This window comes from Acinetobacter sp. 1207_04 (genome assembly GCF_052850415.1).
This window is the reverse complement of the sequence record NZ_VXCQ01000001.1, coordinates 203,065-224,779: the sequence shown is the minus strand read 5'-3', so window position 1 is coordinate 224,779 and position 21,715 is coordinate 203,065. Positions and strand designations below refer to the sequence as shown.

Here is a 21,715-nt window from a genome sequence, read left to right as displayed (position 1 = left end):
CACCTCATTTAAGGCGCTTTTTTATTCAATACTTCTATTTTGCTTTACTTAAATGAAGCACCCACCTTTTCAAAGGTTTTACGATATAAATCATAGTCAATAAACCCAACATCATCTTCTTTTAAGTTGTGAATGGTTTTCGCTGTTAATTGATTTTTACGTGTATCTTCATAAGCTTGAGCAAGAATTTTTGCAGTTTTATGCAGACTTGCTTTTTGCTCAGCATCTAAATCTCCTTCTTCAAAATCAGATAGAAATTCAGAAACATAATATTCAGTAAATGCGCTTTTCGCTGTTTTATGCTTTTGAACAAAAGTTTTCCACGCTTGGCGATCTTTCTGCCCTTCAATAGCATCGACAACAACACTATACACCGACTCACCTACGCGATCATTATATTGATCATTCAGCTCTAAATGATGCTTTTTCACCAAACGATCAAGTTCTTCTTTGACTTTGCCTTGTGGATTGTAAATCGATTCATCCGCATAGGCATAGGCATAAACACTGCCAATCTCATTTAGCTCGCTTGGGCTAAATAATTTAACAACATTAGGTTGTTCCGCACTCATTTTTACAATAAATACAGCCTGATAAGTTTTGCTATAAGATTTTGTTGAATCATAGACTTGAATTGCAAGATCATTCAGTTGTTGTTTTAAAGACAATGGGGTTACAGCACCTGAGGCTTGAGTTGTATCTACACCCAAAGATTTACTGAAACCGTTCACCATATTTTCAAGTGGTGAACCTTTACCAACTTCTTCAATTGATTTTGCCTGATTTAATTCAGTACGATTAATAGTTGTAGCATTGCCATAATTAAGAATATTCATATCTGTTTTAAACTTGAGTATCCCTGATGCCTTGGTTTTAAACTGAATATCATAATCAATACGAACTGCACGACCCTGCTTGTCTAATGCAACATCCATCAGCACAGGGTTATGACTGCCCTGACGTGCTAACTCTTTTTTCACATCAGCTTGATGCTGATTCCACAACACTTTAAAGGCTTTAGCATCTTTAAACTCTTTAGATGCATAAGATTCAAAGCGTTGATCAAGTTCTGTTTTTTCAGTCGAAAAAACCGTGTTTATAAATGATGGTGCATCTTCAGAAGTTACGCTTTGTGGTTTGTTCACTGTATTATGAACAAGTAGATCAATCTCATGCTCTTCCATACACGATTGAATATCTCCAATGGCAGGGCGTTTTTTCTGTACAGTCATTGCCTGACATTGCTCAGCACTTAAAGTACCTTCATCATCGGAAGAATCAGCTTCTTCTGTATCTGTCGAAGCAGCATTTATTGCTTCATTACACTCACTCGTACACATTGCAGCAGCATCGACAGCAGCACTACTTGCTGCAACAGCGCATTCACCTGCCGTTTCACAATCTGCCTCTTCATCATCTGCTGTACGATCATCATCAGAATTAAACTGTGCATTGACTAATTTATAGAGGTTTTGACTTGCACGGTATGCCTCAGCTTCTTGTGCACTCATCCCATAGGTTGACAATGAATCTGCGTCATCTGAAGAAGCATCTGCATATTCGGCAATTACATCACTAGAGGCTGCATCTGCTGTAACGTCGTTATTAGGAAATACACTCGACATTTTAGCTTGAAAATAGGGTTTATTTATTTGCTCATATAAACGTGCTTGTAAGAGCCATTCCTCAAGTGAAATTTTCAAACGAATTTTATCGACTGCACCTTGAGCCTTATCTTGTGCATTTAATGAAACTGTTTCGATATTTTGAGCATCTGCCAATAAATAAGGTAAAGCCGATGATTCTTTTAAATAGGAAACCAATGCTTTTACATCGAGCTTTTCAAGATCTTTTTTATATTTTGAAAAATCAATATAAGCGAGTGAATTCTGACTGTCTTTATTGACCATAAAAGGCATCAATGCAAAATAATTGGTGTAAAACTTATATGCATTAAAGTCGACGACCATGGGTACTTTGGCTTGTACCAATAAGGTTGGTTTTTCATACCTAACCGTCAAATTCATCGATGCCATTTTTTGCTTATAATGTACCGAACCATCATAGCTAAATTGCATTTCACTCAGCAATTTCATGACAAAACCTTCAATTTTTTTAGAACGTGAAGACGATGCCGAAGATGATTCGCCTAATTCTTCTGCTGCAATAGCTTGATAAAGCTGTTGCAATTGTACCGAACTTAAATTGATACGCTGTGCTTTGAGTACTGCTTGTACCTGTTTTTCAAGCTCAGGATCGGCAAATCTAGATTGATTTGAAATATTTTCTTTGCTTACGCTTGCATTATCAACCGCAAATTTAAACGTGCCATTATAATCATAACTTGGATAGTCAAACATGGCATTAAGACCATCGCTTGCCCGCTGATCAAGAGCATTGGTTGTTGCATTATTGGATTTAATGACGTGAGATGAACAAGCAGTTAAACTGAGTGCAAACAAACATAAACTTAATTTTTTTAGGCGCATAATATTCTTCAAATATCTTGTTTCTTTATAATTAAAATCTAAAAATAAATTTAGATCCACAATAAAAATCATTTTAATTTTATCAAAAAAGTTAAAAAACACACTCTACATTTTGTATCTAATTCGCTTTTCTGACATTTTTTTTAGTTACAGTTATCAATGCATTCAACTCATTTAAATTGAATAATAAATCCATTGCTTAAAAGCCCATAACTATATTTGTATTCAGGATTACGACACATGCCAGCATATAAAGCGCCCGTACGAGATATCCGCTTCTTAATGAATGAAGTATTTGACTACGCATCACATTACAAAACACTGTCTAACGGTGAAAATGCCGATGCAGACACCATTAACATGATTATTGATGGTGCAGCAGACTTTTGTGAAAATGTACTTTCACCACTCAACCAATCAGGTGATGAAGAAGGCTGTCATTTTAAAGATGGTGAAGTGACTACACCAAAAGGTTTTAAGGAAGCTTACGATCAATTTGTTCAAGGCGGATGGCAAGGTTTGTCTTATCCTGAAGAATTTGGTGGTCAAGGCTTACCGATGTCTTTAAACCTCGTTAAATCTGAAATGATGGGGACTGCAAACTGGTCTTTCACTATGTATCCAGGTTTAAGTATGGGCTGTATGAACACCATCATGCAGTTTGGTACAGATGAGCAAAAAGCAACGTATATGCCTCATCTCACTGCGGGTACTTGGTCAGGTACAATGTGTTTGACTGAACCTCAGTGCGGTACCGACTTAGGACAAGTGAAAACTAAAGCAGAGCCAAATACAGATGGTACTTATGCTATTACAGGAACGAAAATTTTCATCTCTGCAGGTGAACATGATTTAACAGACAATATTGTTCACATTGTTCTTGCCCGTCTTCCAGATGCACCTGCAGGCACAAAAGGTATTTCATTATTCATCGTACCTAAATTCATTCCAACTGCAGATGGCGGTGTAGGTGAACGTAATCCTGTAACTTGCGGTTCAATTGAACATAAAATGGGGATTCGTGCTTCAGCTACTGCTGTGCTTAACTTTGATGCTGCAACTGGTTACCTCATCGGTGAAATCAACAAAGGTCTACATGCAATGTTTACCTTTATGAATACCGCACGTATCGGTACGGCTGTTCAAGGTTTGGCACATGCTGAATTGTCTTTCCAAGGTGCATTACCATACGCAAAAGACCGTATGTCTATGCGTGCCCTTTCTGGTAAAAAAGATCCTGAGCGTGTTGCAGATGCCATCATTCACCATGCTGATGTCCGCCGTATGTTGTTGACGCAAAAAGCATTTGCTGAAGGTGGTCGTTCAATGATTTATCACGCTGCACAGCTAGCGGATAAAATGACCGATGCCCTCCTTCAAGGCGATCAAGCGAAATATGATGAATATGATGACAAACTTGGTTTCTATACCCCAATTTTGAAAGGCTTCTTGACTGAAATGGGTTTAGAGTCTGCAAACTTAGGTATGCAAGTGCTAGGTGGTCACGGTTATATCAAAGAGCATGGCATGGAACAAATTGCCCGTGATGCACGTATCTCAACACTCTATGAAGGAACGACAGGTATTCAAGCATTAGACTTGATTGGTCGTAAAGTTTTACTTTCTTCTAAAGGTAAGGTAGTTCGTGAATACACTGCTGAAATTTTGAAATTCTGTGGTGTTCATGCACGTAATAAATACATGCGCCGTTTTGCATGGGATTTAACTAAAATCTGTGCACAGTGGAATGCTTTAACTGTACGTATCATGCTTGCAGCACGTAAGGACCGTGACATCGTATCTTCTGCTTCTGTCGATTTTTTGATGTTCTCTGGTTATGCGATGATGGCATACTATTGGGCACAACAAGCTGCTGTTGCTTCAGAAAAATTGGCATCGGGTGAGGGTGCTGAAGTTCCTGAATTCTATAAAGCAAAAATCAAACTTGCTGATTTCTATTTTGAACAATTGCTTCCACGTTCACAAGGTCATGCTGAATCTATGGTGAATCCATCTAAAACAATGATGTCTCTTGATGCTGAACACTTTAGCTTTGACTACTAAGTTGTAAGTTTTTAGAAAAAGCAAAAGACCGCCTAGGCGGTCTTTTTAAATTTAATAGATGAGCATTTAATTTAATCACATTATGAAATGGCAGCCCACAACATAGAAAGACCCGCAAAAAGTAACATTCCATCAAGTAATAAATTAAACACCCGTTCGGAAATATTCAAAACAAATAACTTCCCAAAATAATTTCCGAACATTAAAGATAAACCCACAAGAAAACCCGCAAGAATCACTTCTGATTTTAAAACGCCTAACGTACCAAAGGCTATACTTTTTGAAGCATACAATGCAAAAGAAGATGCTGCCTCTGTTGCCAGTAATGCTCCCTTGGTTAAACCAAAACCACTAAAAACTGGCAACAACAATGGACCTGTAGAAAATACCAAACCCGTCAAATAACCGAGTAATGCACCAGCAAGAACTAAATGAAAATTATTTAATTTTAAACCTTTACGTTTTGCAAAATGTCGCAATGGAATCAATAATATAAAAAACAATCCTATACATATATTGGACACTTTCGCAGGCATAACCCCACAGTGTATTTGCGCCCAATACAGCAGCAGGAATACCGACACTCGTAAACAGCAAAAAAGCTTTTATATTTAGTTCATGTCGCCATAACATCACACGTGAAATATTTCCCATAATCGCAGCAATTGCCATGATTGGTACTGCCAATTTAGCCCCGAAAATATAAGCAAGTATGGGTAATAAAATAATAGATGAGCCAGTTCCGACAATACCGCTAATCATGCCTGAAAGTACACCAATCAGTGCCAACACCACATAAATCATGATCTGATTTTTTGTCCAACTATATTAAAGAAACTCTTCCAATACTGAATTTAGGAACACATGTCCTTTCTCGGTACATGCAATACGATTTGGATCATTTACCATCAATTTACGTTGTTGCAATGATGCCACTAACTCAGCAATTTCTGACAAATCCGTACCTGTACGCTCAGCATACAGTGAAGCGTCTACGCCATTGTTTAAACGTAAAGCATTCATCATAAACTCAAACGGCATGTCATCATGTTCAAGGCGTTTAAATTGCAGATTTTCCGCAGGTACTTTAGCTAAATAATCTTTTGGTAAACGCGTTTTTTGAAAACGATATACACCATCAACTTGTGTCACTTTTCCATGTGCACCTGCACCAATCGCCAAATAATCACCAAATTGCCAATAATTAAGATTATGTGCTGACGGTTTTTCCTTACGCCAAGCTGACACTTCATAATTGATAAAACCATTGGCTTTTAAATAAGTTTCACCCAGTTCTTGAATGTCTTCCAACACTTCATCGACAGGTAAAATTGGTTGTGTTCGGAAAAATACTGTATTCGGTTCAATGGTCAATTGATACCACGAAATATGCGTTGCTCCACTTTCTACAGCCAGTTTTAAATCAAGCAATGCCTGCTCTAAAGTCTGCTCAGGTAAGCCATGCATCAAGTCAACATTGACTCGCTTAAAGCCAGCTTCTTTTGCATTTTTAATGGCAAAAATCGCATCATTATTACTATGAATACGACCAAGTTTTTGCAAATGGTCGGTGTTAAAACTTTGTACACCAATCGATAAACGGTTAATGCCTGCTTCTAAATAACCTGCAAATGGATCATGCTCTACTGTCCCAGGATTAGCTTCTAAGGTGATTTCGCAATCTTGCTCAAAAGATAATAATGCCTTGAGTTTAGCAAAAAGCCATTGATAACCTTTAGCAGAAATTAATGATGGTGTTCCCCCACCAATAAATACACTATGAATTTCTCGCCCTTGGGCAAAGTCAATTTGCGTTTTAAAGTCTTCGACCAATGCCTGTAAATATTCTTGTTCTAAATCCAGTGATAACTTTCCGTCAGGCACGGCATGTGAATTAAAATCACAATACGGACATTTCCGCACACACCATGGCATGTGAATATATAAAGAAAGTGGAATCAGTGCAGGATTTAAATCAGCCAAAGGACAGCTCAAAACAAAGAGATAATGCACAATTTTAACATGAGTTCTACATTCACATTCGCTCAACTTTCTATTTTGCTTTAGACTGAAAGCAAAATGATAAAAAGCAAAGGTATAAAATGATGAAAATTGCGAGCCAATTATTTTTCCTTTTACCCTTAGCCATGGGGATTGGGATTGCCATGACCTTTCAGACAGCAATCAATACACAATTACGTGAATATTTACATTCTCCACTGCAAGCCGCCCTTTTATCATTTTTAATTGGTACAATAGTGCTCGCCGTTTTAGTGATCATTCAAACGACCTTGCAAGCCGTATCTAAACCGAGTTTGCATGAATTAAACATGATCCCTTGGTACTTATGGCTCGGTGGCTGTTTGGGTGTATATGCAATTAGTATTAGCATTTACACTGCTCCAAAACTTGGATTTTTAACACTTTCTGGCTTAATTATTTTTGGTCAAATTTTAATGTCGATGTTGATCGATCACTTTGGGCTTCTAGGTTCAGAGAAAACCCCGATCAATTGGCAACGTTTTTTAGGTGGCGTGGTGATTTTTATTGGTGTGCTTCTCACTCTACAACGCTAACCCATTTATTTTCTAAGCACATTTAAAACGAGTATTTTCTGTGTCTGCATCGACCAAAGCCACAACTACCCGCTTTGAATTAAAGCAACTATTTCATCTAATGCTCCCTATTTTAGTCACTCAATTTGCCTATGCAGGTTTTGGACTAATTGATACCATTATGGCAGGACATATGTCCGCCGAAGACCTTGCAGCTATCGCAGTCGGGGTTGGGTTATGGATTCCTGTCATGTTGTTATTTAGTGGCATTATGATTGCAACCACACCTTTAGTGGCTGAAGCCAACGGCGCACGAACCCCTGAAAAAATCCCTTCAATTGTCCGTCAGTCACTTTGGATTGCCTTGATTCTCGGCATTATTGCAATGCTGATTTTACAAGCCACACCCTTACTACTCCCGTTATTTGGTGTCCCTGATTCTTTACTTCCTAAAGCAAGTCTGTTTTTACATGCGATTGCATTCGGCATGCCCGCAGTCACCATGTATTCAGCTCTACGTAACTACTCTGAAGCCTTAGGTTTTCCACGGCCTGTAACCGCCCTGAGCTTAGGGGCTTTAGTGGCACTTATTCCGCTAAACTTTATTTTTATGTATGGTTTGGGTCCCATTCCGCATTTGGGCAGTGCAGGCTGTGGTTTTGCAACGGCAATTTTACAATGGCTGATGCTTATTATTTTAGCGATCTATGTATTTAAAGCAAAACGCTATCAAAAAACTCAACCGTTGACGCATTGGGAAAAAATGAATCCCGTGCTAATTAAGCGTATTTTGAAATTAGGCTTACCGATTGGTTTAGCTATTTTCTTTGAAGTGAGCATTTTTAGCACAGGGGCAATTGTACTAAGCACACTGGGTGAAGTCACCATCGCCGCCCACCAAATCGCCATTTCCGTCACCTCTCAATTGTTTATGATTCCAATGTCTTTGGCACTTGCATTGACTATTCGAGTCGGAACTTATTATGGTGAAAAAAATTGGGTGGCTATGCGTAAAGTACAAAGACTCGGCTTACTTACTGCAACGGGTTTTGCATTTATTACCATGCTTCTGATGTGGCTACTACGTGCTGACATTGTCGCAGTTTACACCTCTAATTCTGAAGTAACACAAATCGCAATTTATTTAATTATCTTTGCGATTGCTTATCAACTCATGGATGCATGGCAAGTCAGTGCAGCAGGCTGTTTACGTGGCATGCAAGACACCAAAGGTCCAATGTGGATTACCATGCTTGCCTATTGGATTATCGCCTTCCCTGTCGGAATCTACTTGGCACGTTATACTGAAATGGGTGCAGCGGGTGTTTGGATTGGGTTGATTGTTGGTTTAAGTATCGCTTGTGTTTTACTACTCACACGCCTACGTATGAACAATCAACGCTTAATACAAGCATCAAATTAAAAATAAAGCATTTAGCATTCAAGAATAGATAAGCTCAAAATTACTCCGCCTCCTTTTAAAAAATTAGAGGGAGGTAATTTTGAAATACTTTACAACTGACCTATTGCTACTTTTAAACCTGATGGAATGTCCGATTCACTTTCAACATCTTTCACAATCACTTGACCTACAATCACATCTACCCCATTAAACGTCATGGTGGGAGAACCATAGAGTTCATAGCCTTCATTTAAAGCTTTGGTCACTTTGGCACAGAAATTCACATCATCTTTACCTGTTAAATATCGGTACACTTTTGTCATTTGATTTTCCTCAGACACAATATCTGCTTATTCTACGCTTTTCTGCATGCTACATCTTTCGACTAAATACAATCAAAATATTGAAAAATAGCCAATGCGAAACAATATCTTAACAATTTGAAGTAGGCAGTCATGTAAATGTCACCTATGATCAAAACAATCATTATATTCTTCTTGTCGAAGGGCGCATCAGCATGTCAAAAAATGCAAGTACACCAGGCCGCCGCTTTATGAAGCTTGCGAGTATGACTGCAAGTATTGCGACAAAAACTGTTTCCAACTCCATTCGTAATTTTAATGCCGATGAAGACAAAAAAAATGAAGCTCGTAGTCAGCTTTTTCAAGATATTGGTCTACAAATTGCCGATACCTTAGGCGAGATGAAAGGCGCGGCAATGAAAGTTGGGCAGATTGCCTCACAATATAAAGATATTTTCCCACCTGAAGTTGCAAGCGCGATTGCTAAACTACAACGCCAAGCACCAGCCATGCCCTTTGCTGAAATAAAACAACAAGTTGAAAGTGAGCTCAGACAGCCGATCAATAAAGCATTTACCCATTTTGAAGAGCAACCTTTTGCCGCAGCCTCGATTGGTCAAGTCCATAAAGCGATTTTACCCAATGGCACACCTGTCGTAGTAAAAGTACAGTATCCTGGTGTCGATACTGCCTGTGAAAGTGATCTTAAACAGGTTCGTTTAGCCTTACGCTTAATGGGTGTTTTAAAGGTCGATAAAAAACTCCAAGATCGCCTATTTCAAGAAATTCAACACAGTTTACATGAAGAACTCAACTACGAAATTGAAGCACAAAATCTTGAGGTTTTTCGTACCTTTCACCAGAGTTTAGACAGTAAAATTATTATTCCCAAAGTCTTTCCTGAACATTCAACACGGCGTGTTTTAACCTTAAGTTTTGAACAAGGTGAAAGTATTGAAACGGCCAGTACGTGGGACTTAACAATTCGTAATGATATTGGTCGTCGTTTGATTCAGGCATTGGGTCAACAAATGTTTTTCTTAAAGCGATTCCACTGTGACCCACACCCAGGTAACTTTGCTTTTCGTGAAAATGGCAGTGTAATTATTTACGATTTTGGTGGCGTAAAAACCTTATCGACTGACATTATTACTCACTTTAAATCATTGGTTAATGCTGCACGCAAACAAGATATTCCACGTATTGAAGATGAATTAACTGCACTTGATGCGCTCGCTGAAAAAAATAAATTTCCTGAAGATTTATATCAGCAATGGTTAGAAGTTTTATTGCGTCCACTGACCACACCTTATGATTTTGCAGAAAATTCAGCTCACCATGATGGGATGAAGCTCGTCAAGAAATCCTTCAAATATTGGGATGTTTTCAAACCATCACCAGATACATTGATGGTCAACCGAACCATATCAGGACAATATTGGAATCTTATTCATCTTAAAGTCAATGATGATTTAAACGATGTATTTGAAAGTTTAGTTCCATCCGAACAACTTAATTAAGCATATTTAAATAGATATATTTACAGACCTTTTACAAAATGTTTGTACAACAAAACCTTATTTTAATATTTTTTTAAGTTAGCGAGACTAAATTATCTACATAGAAAGTCGTTATCTCATTCGACTTTTACTTAACACCTCTTAGAAGTCTATGCAAATATATCCTCCTGCTAGACTTCTTTTTTTATGTTTATTTTGATGCAACACTCTTCAAAATTATTTATTTTTCTTTTGAATACAATCACTCAGAAACCAGCTAAGTAACATCTCTTGACACATATATTGTTATATTATAACATTACAAAATCAACCCAATAAGAGATAAGAAATGCGTACAAATATCCATCCCGAATACCGTGAAGTTTTATTCCATGACACCAATGCTAATGCTTATTTTATCATTGGCAGCACACTCAACAGCAATAACACTCGTGAGTATGAAGGAAAATCATATCCTTACGTCAGCTTAGATATTTCGAGTGCTTCACATCCATTTTATACAGGTGAACAACGCCAAGTGAATAATGATGGTCGTATTGCAAACTTCAATAAACGTTTTGCACGTTTTAAACGCTAAGTATTATTCGATGTAAAGACAGAATACGATGAGTGAAATGAAGCATTCATTAAAAATATAGTTTGACTTTAAAGCCTGAATATCTCCCCAGATTCAGGCTTCTTTTTATTATTAAATATTGATTTTATAAAAGCGCTAAGCGGACTTTAAAAATATTTGAAATAAATAAAAACCCATCGCCAAACACAGCACACCCACGATCATACTCGACAGACTATACATGACAGCTATGTTCATTTGCCCTTGTCTGATTAACTGAAAAGTTTCCAAACCAAAACTTGAAAATGTAGTGAATCCACCAAAAATACCAACCATGACAAAAAGTCGAGTCTCATTTTGCAGTATAGGGTAGCGTTGACTTAAGGCAAAGAAGACGCCTGCAAGAAAACAGCCCAACACATTAATAGACCATGTTGCCCAAGGAAATAAACTCATTGGTCGCACAATGAGTAGCCCTGCACCATAGCGTAAGCAAGCACCTATTGCTCCACCACAAGCGACCAATAACCAATTCATTATATTCTCCACTTCATCAATTTCAGTTCAGCGGATAAGTCTTAATTTATCCACAAGTGATCAATTTCCAAATGCTTTCTTCAATTCCATCATTATGATTTTGTACAATTGAATCTATAGTTCATCACCACATTCAGCTATGATTCTGAGTGAAAAATAAAGGATGATGATTCAATTCATCTTCTCTCATCATAGATCATTCACTGGAGTATGCACATGTCACAGGAATTACTGAATCAACTTCAATCGGGCGAAGCTAAATTTTCCGATGTCATTGCTTTTATTGAAGCTCGTTATACACATACACCAACCGCATTTCAAAATGGTCAGCAACATAATGCAGCCACTGAAAACCAAGGTAGCGCAAAAGTATTTTCATTTGCTCAACTTAATGGACTTGATCAAACACAAACTTTAAGCCTATTTGCAGAACATTATGCGTCTGTATTGGCGACACCTGAAGCAACCGATCACCAAAACATTCGTCAATTTATACAAAATAGTTGGAATGGTATCAAGTTTGAAGGCACGGCTTTAGTTGTAAAATAATCTCATGCTGCTCCTCCCTTTGTTAAAGGTGAGCAGTATGACTGCGCAAGGGGAGGAATTAATAAAATTTATAACTTGATACAGCCACTTAAGGACGCTCATCGTACTGAGGCAAACCATCAGAAATAGTATCCCACTCTGCCTTATAGGCTGTGAAAATATGCATAACAGGCTTGTGTTCTAATGGTGTATCCAATGTTCCAATTCTTAAACGATAAGTATCGGGTGTCTCTGCTTTAATACTGATGATGGGCGAAGCACATTCACTACAAAAACAACGTGCTGTAGTTGGTGTTGATGCAAATTTTTTCAATAAATGTTCACCTTGAACAATTTTAAAATCTGCTTTTTTAATCGGAGCATTGGTAGCAAATGCCGTGCCATTGGCTTTGCGACAACGCTTGCAATGGCATTGAATTACTTCGCCAATTTCACCATGAATTTCATAGCGAATCGCACCGCATAAACAACTGCCTGTATAGATTTTTTCTTCGGACATTTTTATTCCTTCATCAATTGCGAACGCTTTTTAGGATACTAAAAAATATTCTACGCTCCATTACGATATAGATGATGATTGATCCAATTGTAAATATTGCACCACACCCTCACCTGCTGCACGACCTGTCGCAAAACATGCCGTCAACAAATAACCGCCTGTCGGTGCATCCCAATCAAGCATTTCACCACAACAGAAAACATAAGGATTCAATTTCAGCTGTAAATGTTGATTCAGTGCATTTTCACGTACACCACCTGCACAACTAATCGCCTCTTCAATTGGGCGAAAACCATCTAAAGTAATAGCTAAATTTTTAATTTGAAACGCTAATTTTTCAGGCTGTTGCCAAATGGATTTATCGACTAACTCTCGGACTAAATTGGCTTTTGCACTATCTAAACCAGCCTTACGCCAAACATTACTCATCGACTGTTTCTTTGAAGATTGTAATTTTTGCGTAAGCTGTTCAATACTTTGATCGGGCAACAAGTCCAAATGAAGTATCATCGGCTGCCCTACTTTTTGCAAAGTGCGCAATGCTCGACCTTGTTTATAAATCAGCCCACTTTCAAGCCCATAATGTGAGATGACAATATCACCTTGGGTTTTCTGTTGATGGTCAAGCCATGCATCTACACGCTTTAAAGGTTGCCCAAATACAGGCTGCATATAGCTTGACCACTTGCGCTCTACGCCAGCATTACTTGGTTGAAAATTTTCAATGGCATCAGCATTTAACCATTTTTGCCAAGCACCATCACTACCCAAGCGTGACCAAGACACAGCCCCACATGCTAAAACTATCGCATCAAATTTCTGCTCAAATTGTTGCTGATTTTTTTGATCTAAAATAGTGAGTTGATTGTCAGCCAAATTCATAATTTGATGCCTATAATGGAATTTTACGCCTTGTTCCATCAAGCGTTTTAACCAAGCTCGAAGCAGCGGTGCAGCTTTCATTTCAATGGGAAAAATTCGTCCTGAACTGCCTGTATATGATTCAATACCTAGACCTTGCATCCACGCTTGAATCCATTTTGCATCCCATTGTTCAACCCAAGGCTTTAACCATTCCACGTGGTCATAACGTTGAATAAACTGTGTAACAGGTTCTGCATGAGAAATATTCAAACCAGTTTTGCCTGCCATCAAAAATTTACGTGCAGCAGAAGGCTTTTGTTCAAAAACATGAATCTCTAGTTGAGTACTCTTAAGCTGACTCAATACTTCTGCAGTCATCAATCCAGCAGGCCCTGCACCAATAATGGCAACTTTTTTAATTTGCATCTGCTGGCTCAGAAGCTTGTGCATTTTGACCTTGTATAGGCATGAAATCATCAAAACGCGTGGTGTAACTTTCAGGTTTTGAAATAATCAATTGCTGACACAGCTCACCACGTTCTAAATATTTAATTTCAAAATGAGTTCTTGCCGATGTCGCAGGAATGACCTCTTTGACATAAGGTAATTTCCAAACATCAATGAGTTGCTTTTCTGCCTCGGCAATATATTCAGGAATATTACTCGCCAATGTCACCGTGCCATTCACCCGTAAACGTGAAACCAAAAACTCAAAAAATGGCATATTCAACCAACGCTGAGCGGGATTATGTGGCTCAGGGTTTGGATAAAGAATAAAAAACTGTTCGACTTGTGCAGGAAAAAGTGCATGAACAACCCATGGCACAGCATCCGCATGCATAGGTATTAAATTTTTTTGACCTTCAAGTTGATGTTGTTTTTGCATCGCTACAAATTTTTCACGTGTTCGCTCAATTGCAATCAATTGCTGTTCAGGATTTTGCTCTGTAAACAGTAAGGCATGCTTACCTTTTCCTGCACCAATCTCCACACAAATCGGCTGATTTTCAATAGAAATAAAATCACGAGGCGCATGCATACGCTGTGCTTGAAATTGACGAATCGGCATAATCAGATCAAACTAAGAGAAATCAAATGTAAGTCTAACAATTCCTGACTCGCTTTCCTATTTTTTCACTTATTTTTGGAGTATTTCATGTCTGTTCCACGTACATTTCCTTGCCCACGTTGTGGTGAACCATCTACTTGGGAAGGTAATGAATTTCGCCCTTTTTGCTCAGAGCGTTGCAAGATGATTGATTTGGGTGCTTGGGCAAGTGACGAATATAAACTTCCAACTGAAGATGCCCCGCAAGCAGAAGACAATTAGATTTTTAGTGATTTAAATTAAACAAATATACAAAAAACAACAATTCAATCACATTCTTAATGTAGTATATTTTACAGTTACATTAAAAAGTAGCTTTAAACTTTTTTGAAAAAGTTCATATTTTCGTCATCATTATAATTTATAACTCATTTTAAGCTGTATTAAATCTAATTCAAAAACTGCTTAAAATGACTTTAGGAGTATTATCATGCATATAAGTTTAAAAATTTTACTTTCCACTTTCATGCTACTTTCTATTTTTTTTGTAACGTTAGGTCTGTATAGCCTTGATCTATTGTTACTTAGCGTTGCTATTCTATTTATCGTTGCTTCCATATTAATTGTTCTTGAAGCAAAACAATCGTTACATAATCCATTTAGTCACTAAAAAAGATACAATCAGATGTACAAGATAAGCGATAGATATAAAATAGAAAGTAACAATATATAAAAATATACGTAAACATTTTTAATGTTGCCTAAGGACAAAAAACTTTTCATTAAATTGACAAAATACTTTTAGCTTTGTAAAAACAAAAAAAATAATAAAAAATATAATATCGCCCCTGATCTAAAAAGATTAAGGGCTTTTTAATTTTAACCCGCTTTTCCTGCAACAAAAGGGTTATGTTGTTTTTCAAAACCAATCGTACTCATTGGCCCATGCCCTGAAATAAACTGTGTTTCATCAGGTAAACTAAAACATTCACGATGTATTGATTCAATCAGTTGAGCATGATTACCTCGTGGAAAATCAGTACGACCAATAGAACCTTTAAACAACACATCACCTGTCCATAGAACACCATAATTTTTATTGTAAAAAACTACATGACCTGGTGTATGACCTGGTGCAAAACGAACTTCAAATTCTTCTTGCCCAAGTTTTAAGACTTCACCACCCTCTAGCCACTGATTGACAATGACAGGTTCTGGAATGGGGAAGCCATAACGAGCGGAGACTTCTTGAATCATATCCAACCAAAATTGATCTTCTTTATGTGGCCCAATCACAGGAACATTCCATATTTTAACCAATGCACCCACAGCTCCAGCATGATCTAAATGACCATGTGTCAACCATAGCGCTTTCACTGTTAAGCCCAATGCTTCAACTTCAGCTTGAAGTTTTTCAGCATCACCGCCCGCATCAATCAAAACAGCTTCTTTAGTTTCTGAATCCCAAATAATCGAACAATTTTGTTGAAATGCCGTGACAGGTACAATTTTAACTTGCAGCATACATTTCTCCTGCCACCTTGAAATAGAAAATCTTGAAATAAAAATTTTATGAAATGAGTGTCTGTTTCAATGCATCAAGCTGTGCTTGAACCAATGTACTCAATAATTGAATATGATCTGCTCGATCATTCAGTGCCGGAATATACGCATAGTGCTTTCCGCCCGCATGCATAAAAAGTTCAGCATTTTGTAAAGCAAGCTCTTCAAGTGTTTCCAAGCAATCTGCTGAAAATGCAGGACTCAAGACTTGCACAGAAGCCACACCTTGCTCAGCCCACTCTTGCAGTATTCGATCTGTATAAGGCTTAACCCATTCTTGTTTCCCAAAACGCGATTGAAAGCTAATAGCCCATTGCGTTTCATTTAAACCGAGTACCTGTGCAACTTTTTTTGCAGTGATACGACAGCGCTCAGCATAAGGATCGCCTTTATCAGCATAAGGTTGTGGAATACCATGAAATGACATCAACAATTTATCAGCTTGACCATGTTCGGACTGATAATCTCGCACACTTGCAGCCAATGCTTCAATATATAAAGGATGTTGATAATAATCACGAATCAGACTTAGACCCGGTAAATTACGCTGAGTCTTCACCCAATCCGCTATCGCATCATATAACGGTGCTGTCGATGTTGCAGAATATTGCGGAAATAAGGGCAATAAGATGACATGATCATATTGAGCTTGTGTCGCATTCGCCAAAATGGTTGAAATCCCTGGCGTACCATACGTCATTGCAGGAACAATATTTATTTCAAATTCAGGATATACAGAAATAATTTGCTGTTGAAGCGCTTGAACCTGTTGATTTAAAATTAAGCGCATTGGAGAATCTTCAGTCCAAATCTGCGCATATGCTTGCGCCACTTTTTTAGGACGAAAAGGTAAAACAAAACTGTACAGAATGATCTTCCACAAAAATTTAGGAATCTCAATTACTCGACCATCTGACAGAAACTCTTCAAGGAATCGGCGAACACCAGAAGTGGTTGGTTCATCTGGTGTTCCCAAATTTGCAATCATCACCAAAATTTTAGGCTTTACAGACATTCTCTTAAATTCCAACACACTTTTAGACATCTAATATAGTACCTGATGCTCTACGGGACACGTACTTTATCAATATGATGTTTTCATCATCCCCGATTGATGAAAAGTTCAAAGAATCGGTGTGCGACGCCCAATTTGGCCGTCACCTTCAATTAATTTTAAAGCTTTTGCGGTCATTTGCCAAAGCATACGTTGACGATCATCACGTCCTACAGGTACAACCCATTCATTTTGACGCATTTGTTGTTTAATGGTATGTAATGCGCGAATATTAATCTGTGCACGAGAAACAGCGTGCGCTCGAGGCATGACCCTCAAAGCATCATTGAGACCTGTATTATTCAAATGTTCATTGAGTACTTTTGAGAAAAATTCTTCAGGCATTTGTTCACGAAATTCGCTAGAAAGTACTTTCACCAATTCAAGCCAACTCATCTCACGCATTGGCGTTAATTCTCTAAAGTTACCATCCTGATAGGCATGCATGCGGTAATCAAAGCTAAAAATTTCATTGCTATACACTTTTGGTAAAGTCAAAAATGGATCAACTTCTTTTAAGCCATGTACGGTAGTTTGTTCTGAGCGAGCTTTAGCAAGTTCTGATTTTAACTTATCAATCTCATCTTGTAATACTTGTAAATTTTGTGGACGCACCCAACCAACAACTGGATAACGCTCTAACATTTGCGGCATATAAGAACGAACTGCTAACTCTAGATCACGTAATGTTTTATAAGTTACGACTTGTTCGACTTCTTTTTGTAGCTGATGACGGAATTCTTTAAACTTATCTTTCAATGCAGTCGTCTGATCTTGTAGATCATTTTGCCGTGTTTCAGGTGCATCATGCATAAAGACAATTATTGGTTTTTGTTTGGTTACTGCATAAATGTATTCAAGATGCATATAACCTACACCTGATACAGATTGCTCCCCATACTGGCTACCCAAGAGCAATAAAACATAATCGCAGTCATCAATTTGACGACGTGCAAAAGCAGTACTCAATGGCGTCCGTTGTTCAAGCCCCCATGAAAAAAAGCCCATTCCAATCAGAGTCTGAGTCACCACCATTCGTTCAGGCTGCATTTCTTTGCCTGATGTTGTAATAAAAACTTGATAACGCTTATCGAGCATAGGTAAACCCTTTTCTCTCTCACATCCTTAAAGTTCAAACCTTCCCCAAAGTCGATTTGATGGTTACATGCCCTATACTTATGAAAAGTAAAAACAAACATATGGCCGAACTATTTTAGTTCAGTTTATCAACAATATTTTCAATTGACCACGTAATATTTTGTAAAATCATATGCCTAAGCACAGGTTGTAATACTGAGGCATTATTTCCACTCGTAAAACATCTTAATCTAATTTGATTATTTTGTAGCTTTTCTGATACTAAACTATTTTTAATTAAAATTCTTGAAGTTTGTCTTGCAACAGCATGTCCCGAATCAATCAAAGTGAATTGCTCAGGATACAACTGCTGAATTGTTTGTTTTAAAAATGGATAATGCGTACAACCTAAGACCAAATAGTCTGCGCCTTGATCAACTACAGGTTGTAGTATTTTTTTCAAACTATTAATACATGCTTCACTACTCTGCTCTCCTGCCTCAACAAAAGGAACTAAATCTAAGCAAGTGACAGGTAAAACTTGTACTCCCAAAGGCTCCGCAAAATGATGTACAACTTCTTTTATTAATTGACCACGAAATGTTGCAGGTGTTGCCAATACTGAAACAACCTTACTTTTACTCTGTAGAACCGCCGGTTTTAAGGCAGGTACTAAGCCGATGATTGGGAAATCATCGCCATAATGTGAACGCAAATAATCTAGGCTAAATGCTGAGGCGGTATTACATGCCACAACCGCAACTTTACAACCTTGTCGATAGAGCCATTCAATTGCATGCGCAGTCAGTTCACGAATATTTTGATCCGTCCGTGGGCCATACGGTACATGTGCTGTATCTGCATAATACAAAATACGTTCATTTGGCAGATATGTCGCAATCTCCTGAGCAACGGATAAGCCGCCTATTCCAGAATCAAAAATACCAATCGGTGCATCTGCTGAAGCCCGAGGCATTGGATTTTCTAAAGGATATAAAGGAAGAATAGCGCTCATTTGATCCACTGCATTTATGAGTCAACAATAATAAATTAAGCTTAAACCTCATGTGCCTAATTGCAAGTGCAAATCACCACTTTGTAACGATAATATGGCTCCACCTTGTTCATTTTCTAGTAGGCTTCCATATTCAACTAAATGAAAGAATGCATTGCGCTGAATTAAAGCATTGATGCCAAAACGAATATGTACATAAGGTCGAAGCTCACCTTGATACTCACGCATAAAAATTGGATGCTCAGCATCAACTATAACAATGTCTTGATTGGTTGTCGTAACTTGTAAATACGTCTGTCCTTCAAGCTCAACTTGATCGACTTGATTAACCAACAAAGGCTCGTCTTCAACCTCAATTTCAATTTGCTCAACAGGCGTCTTTAAATAGAATATTCCATCTTCTTTCCAAAGTACTTTGGTGAATAAGTCTAGTAAAGGCTGACGCTTGATCAATTGACCTTCGTGCCACCACTCTCCATTGGCTTTTACCCTCAAATCCATTTTGCCACAATGCTTTGGCTTCCAGTCTGCTATAGGCGGTATTGACCTTTTGTGACTGACGTGTACATCTTTTAAGTATTGTGCAATGTTCGTTAAATTTTTATGATCAGAATCAGACTGATATTGCGCTTCTGAGCTTGAATTATTTTGATTTACCATGGTTTATACCTTGCTGACTTAAAAATAATACGACTCAGCCAATTGGCTAGATCAAGGTTTATAACTATACTAGCGCAAAATATATGAATGATATGAATATATATTCATATCAGTGAAATTTAGAACACTCACGGCAGCACCGATTTATTGTTTTTCAACTTAATAATCAATAAATGCATACGGTTGCCACCCCTTGAAATATGAGGAGTCCTACATGGAACACATCGAACGTGAAGCGATGGAGTTTGACGTAGTCATCGTAGGCGCAGGCCCTGCAGGTCTTTCTGCTGCGATTAAAATTCGTCAATTGGCTATTGAAAACAATCTTCCAGACCTTTCTGTCTGTGTGGTTGAAAAAGGCTCTGAAGTTGGTGCGCATATCCTTTCTGGTGCTGTACTTGAACCTCGTGCAATCAATGAACTTTTCCCAAATTGGAAAGAAGAAGGTGCACCTTTAAATGTGCCTGTGACTGAAGACAAGACTTATTTCTTAATGTCTGCTGAAAAGTCACAAGAAGCGCCACATTGGATGGTGCCTAAAACGATGCATAATGACGGTAACTATGTTATTTCATTGGGTAATGTTGTTCGTTGGTTAGGTACGAAAGCTGAAGAATTAGAAGTCTCTATCTTCCCTGGTTTTGCTGCATCTGAGATCCTTTATCATACGGACGGTTCTGTAAAAGGCATCCAAACAGGTGATATGGGTATTGGCAAAGATGGCGAACCTACGCATAACTTTACACCAGGTTACGAACTTCATGCGAAATACACCATTTTTGCTGAAGGTTGCCGTGGTCACTTAGGTAAACGCCTACTTGCTAAATTTGATTTAGACAAAGATGCTGATCCGCAACATTACGGTATTGGTATTAAAGAACTTTGGGAAATAGATCCTGCAAAACATAAACCTGGTTTAGTGATGCATGGTTCAGGCTGGCCTTTAACTGAAACGGGTTCTTCAGGTGGTTGGTGGTTATATCACGCTGAAAATAACCAAGTGACTTTGGGTATGATCACGGATTTATCTTATGAAAATCCAAACATGTATCCATTTGCAGAAATGCAACGTTGGAAAACACATCCGCTGATCAAGCAATATCTTGAAGGTGGTAAACGTATTTCTTATGGCGCACGTGCAGTGGTAAAAGGTGGTTTAAACTCTTTACCTAAATTGACGTTCCCTGGTGGTTGCTTAATTGGTGATGATGCAGGTTTCTTAAACTTTGCAAAAATCAAAGGCTCTCACACTGCAATGAAATCAGGCATGCTATGTGGTGAAGCTGTATTTGAAGCAATTGCTGCTGGTGTAGAAAAAGGTGGTGATTTAGCTGTTGCTCGTGTCACTGAAGGCGAAGATCTCTTTGCTAAAGAATTGACTGCGTACACAGACAAATTCAACAATAGTTGGTTAAAAGAAGAGTTACACCGTTCACGTAACTTCGGCCCTGCAATGCACAAATTCGGTTTGTGGATGGGTGGTGCATTTAACTTTATCGATCAAAACATCTTTAAAGTGCCATTCACTTTGCATGATTTAGCACCTGATTTCAGCGTGTTGAAAACTGTAGATACTGCGACATTCAAACCGACCTATCCTAAAGCAGATGGTAAAATTACGTTTGACCGTTTGTCTTCGGTATTCGTCTCAAATACCGTACATGAAGAAAATCAGCCTGCGCATTTGAAATTGACTGATGCTTCTATTCCTGTAAACGTAAACTTACCAAAATGGGATGAGCCTGCTCAACGTTATTGCCCTGCTGGTGTTTATGAAATCATGGAAAATGATGATGGTTCTAAGCGTTTCCAAATTAACGCTGCAAACTGTGTACATTGTAAGACTTGTGATATTAAAGACCCATCGCAAAACATCACTTGGGTAACACCTGAAGGTGGTGGTGGTCCAAATTATCCTAACATGTAATCTTTATTGAGATAAAAATAAACCCGCTGAATGC

The 21,715-nt window shown here is 38.1% G+C and carries 22 protein-coding genes; 8 read left to right on the top strand and 14 right to left on the bottom strand.

Annotated elements, in window-relative coordinates; genetic code table 11:
- Positions 1 to 44 precede the first annotated feature (44 nt).
- Positions 45 to 2,489 (bottom strand): hypothetical protein, encoded by a 2,445-nt coding sequence (locus FW754_RS00965; protein WP_446323608.1) that lies wholly within the window; start codon positions 2,487 to 2,489, stop codon positions 45 to 47.
- A 240-nt stretch (positions 2,490 to 2,729) separates the two neighbouring features.
- On the opposite strand from FW754_RS00965, the gene FW754_RS00960 reads away from it, so the two are divergent.
- Entirely contained in the window at positions 2,730 to 4,553 is a 1,824-nt protein-coding gene (locus FW754_RS00960; protein ID WP_409509950.1) for an acyl-CoA dehydrogenase C-terminal domain-containing protein, read from the top strand.
- 80 nt (positions 4,554 to 4,633) lie between these two features.
- On the opposite strand, the gene FW754_RS00955 is transcribed toward FW754_RS00960, so the two are convergent.
- From FW754_RS00955 to hemW, 3 genes are read right to left on the bottom strand one after another with little or no spacing between them, the layout of a single operon-like run.
- Positions 4,634 to 5,032, bottom strand: coding sequence for a TSUP family transporter (locus FW754_RS00955; protein WP_446323607.1), 399 nt, complete (start codon positions 5,030 to 5,032; stop codon positions 4,634 to 4,636).
- The gene (locus FW754_RS00950; RefSeq protein WP_446323606.1) at positions 5,010 to 5,357 is read right to left on the bottom strand and encodes a TSUP family transporter; all 348 of its coding nucleotides are present in this window, start codon (positions 5,355 to 5,357) and stop codon (positions 5,010 to 5,012) included. Before FW754_RS00950 ends, FW754_RS00955 begins: the two co-directional genes overlap by 23 nt.
- Positions 5,358 to 5,381: 24 nt before the next feature.
- On the bottom strand, positions 5,382 to 6,536 hold the full coding sequence (hemW, locus tag FW754_RS00945; RefSeq protein ID WP_419345845.1) for a radical SAM family heme chaperone HemW: 1,155 nt from the start codon (positions 6,534 to 6,536) through the stop codon (positions 5,382 to 5,384).
- A 119-nt stretch (positions 6,537 to 6,655) separates the two neighbouring features.
- Here hemW and FW754_RS00940 point away from each other — a divergent pair, with 119 nt between their 5' ends.
- Positions 6,656 to 7,129 carry a DMT family transporter gene (locus tag FW754_RS00940; RefSeq protein WP_409509947.1) on the top strand — a complete coding sequence of 158 codons (474 nt, stop codon included), beginning with the start codon at positions 6,656 to 6,658 and terminating at the stop codon, positions 7,127 to 7,129.
- Positions 7,130 to 7,229: 100 nt separating this feature from the next.
- The gene (locus FW754_RS00935; RefSeq protein WP_446323695.1) at positions 7,230 to 8,531 is read left to right on the top strand and encodes an MATE family efflux transporter; all 1,302 of its coding nucleotides are present in this window, start codon (positions 7,230 to 7,232) and stop codon (positions 8,529 to 8,531) included.
- 89 nt (positions 8,532 to 8,620) lie between these two features.
- Here FW754_RS00935 and FW754_RS00930 read toward each other — a convergent pair whose 3' ends face one another.
- Complete coding sequence (locus FW754_RS00930; RefSeq protein WP_409509946.1) at positions 8,621 to 8,833, bottom strand: DUF1737 domain-containing protein; 213 nt, start codon at positions 8,831 to 8,833, stop codon at positions 8,621 to 8,623.
- Between the two features lie 194 nt (positions 8,834 to 9,027).
- Here FW754_RS00930 and FW754_RS00925 point away from each other — a divergent pair, with 194 nt between their 5' ends.
- Complete coding sequence (locus tag FW754_RS00925) at positions 9,028 to 10,332, top strand: ABC1 kinase family protein (protein WP_409509945.1); 1,305 nt, start codon at positions 9,028 to 9,030, stop codon at positions 10,330 to 10,332.
- A 328-nt stretch (positions 10,333 to 10,660) separates the two neighbouring features.
- Positions 10,661 to 10,909, top strand: a complete 249-nt coding sequence (locus FW754_RS00920; RefSeq protein WP_409509944.1) for a type B 50S ribosomal protein L31 — start codon at positions 10,661 to 10,663, stop codon at positions 10,907 to 10,909.
- 135 nt (positions 10,910 to 11,044) lie between these two features.
- Here FW754_RS00920 and crcB read toward each other — a convergent pair whose 3' ends face one another.
- Positions 11,045 to 11,425, bottom strand: coding sequence for a fluoride efflux transporter CrcB (crcB, locus tag FW754_RS00915; RefSeq protein WP_419345839.1), 381 nt, complete (start codon positions 11,423 to 11,425; stop codon positions 11,045 to 11,047).
- A gap of 216 nt (positions 11,426 to 11,641) precedes the next feature.
- Between crcB and FW754_RS00910 the strand changes: the two genes are divergently transcribed.
- Positions 11,642 to 11,974 (top strand): HopJ type III effector protein, encoded by a 333-nt coding sequence (locus FW754_RS00910; RefSeq protein WP_409509942.1) that lies wholly within the window; start codon positions 11,642 to 11,644, stop codon positions 11,972 to 11,974.
- Between the two features lie 88 nt (positions 11,975 to 12,062).
- Here FW754_RS00910 and FW754_RS00905 read toward each other — a convergent pair whose 3' ends face one another.
- The 3 genes from FW754_RS00905 to FW754_RS00895 are packed head-to-tail and all read right to left on the bottom strand — an operon-like array spanning position 12,063 to position 14,412.
- Positions 12,063 to 12,473: a GFA family protein gene (locus tag FW754_RS00905; RefSeq protein ID WP_446323605.1), complete on the bottom strand. Its 411-nt coding sequence runs from the start codon at positions 12,471 to 12,473 to the stop codon at positions 12,063 to 12,065.
- A 60-nt stretch (positions 12,474 to 12,533) separates the two neighbouring features.
- Entirely contained in the window at positions 12,534 to 13,763 is a 1,230-nt protein-coding gene (locus tag FW754_RS00900) for a TIGR03862 family flavoprotein (protein ID WP_409509940.1), read from the bottom strand.
- Positions 13,753 to 14,412, bottom strand: coding sequence for an SAM-dependent methyltransferase (locus FW754_RS00895; protein WP_419345889.1), 660 nt, complete (start codon positions 14,410 to 14,412; stop codon positions 13,753 to 13,755). Before FW754_RS00895 ends, FW754_RS00900 begins: the two co-directional genes overlap by 11 nt.
- 81 nt (positions 14,413 to 14,493) lie before the next feature.
- Here FW754_RS00895 and FW754_RS00890 point away from each other — a divergent pair, with 81 nt between their 5' ends.
- Positions 14,494 to 14,667: a DNA gyrase inhibitor YacG gene (locus FW754_RS00890; protein ID WP_409509939.1), complete on the top strand. Its 174-nt coding sequence runs from the start codon at positions 14,494 to 14,496 to the stop codon at positions 14,665 to 14,667.
- Positions 14,668 to 15,264: 597 nt separating this feature from the next.
- On the opposite strand, the gene FW754_RS00885 is transcribed toward FW754_RS00890, so the two are convergent.
- The 5 genes from FW754_RS00885 to FW754_RS00865 all read right to left on the bottom strand — a co-directional run bounded on the left by FW754_RS00885 (position 15,265) and on the right by FW754_RS00865 (position 19,754).
- The gene (locus FW754_RS00885; protein ID WP_409509938.1) at positions 15,265 to 15,909 is read right to left on the bottom strand and encodes an MBL fold metallo-hydrolase; all 645 of its coding nucleotides are present in this window, start codon (positions 15,907 to 15,909) and stop codon (positions 15,265 to 15,267) included.
- 46 nt (positions 15,910 to 15,955) lie between these two features.
- Positions 15,956 to 16,963: a ferrochelatase gene (hemH, locus tag FW754_RS00880; protein ID WP_446323604.1), complete on the bottom strand. Its 1,008-nt coding sequence runs from the start codon at positions 16,961 to 16,963 to the stop codon at positions 15,956 to 15,958.
- A gap of 108 nt (positions 16,964 to 17,071) precedes the next feature.
- A complete protein-coding gene (locus tag FW754_RS00875) occupies positions 17,072 to 18,100 on the bottom strand; it encodes a DUF4062 domain-containing protein (protein WP_409509936.1) in 1,029 nt (342 codons plus the stop codon).
- A gap of 115 nt (positions 18,101 to 18,215) precedes the next feature.
- A complete protein-coding gene (murI, locus tag FW754_RS00870) occupies positions 18,216 to 19,094 on the bottom strand; it encodes a glutamate racemase (RefSeq protein ID WP_409509935.1) in 879 nt (292 codons plus the stop codon).
- A 48-nt stretch (positions 19,095 to 19,142) separates the two neighbouring features.
- A complete protein-coding gene (locus tag FW754_RS00865; protein ID WP_446323603.1) occupies positions 19,143 to 19,754 on the bottom strand; it encodes a DUF1285 domain-containing protein in 612 nt (203 codons plus the stop codon).
- A 214-nt stretch (positions 19,755 to 19,968) separates the two neighbouring features.
- Between FW754_RS00865 and FW754_RS00860 the strand changes: the two genes are divergently transcribed.
- A complete protein-coding gene (locus FW754_RS00860) occupies positions 19,969 to 21,681 on the top strand; it encodes a 4Fe-4S dicluster domain-containing protein (protein WP_446323602.1) in 1,713 nt (570 codons plus the stop codon).
- Positions 21,682 to 21,715 lie beyond the last annotated feature (34 nt).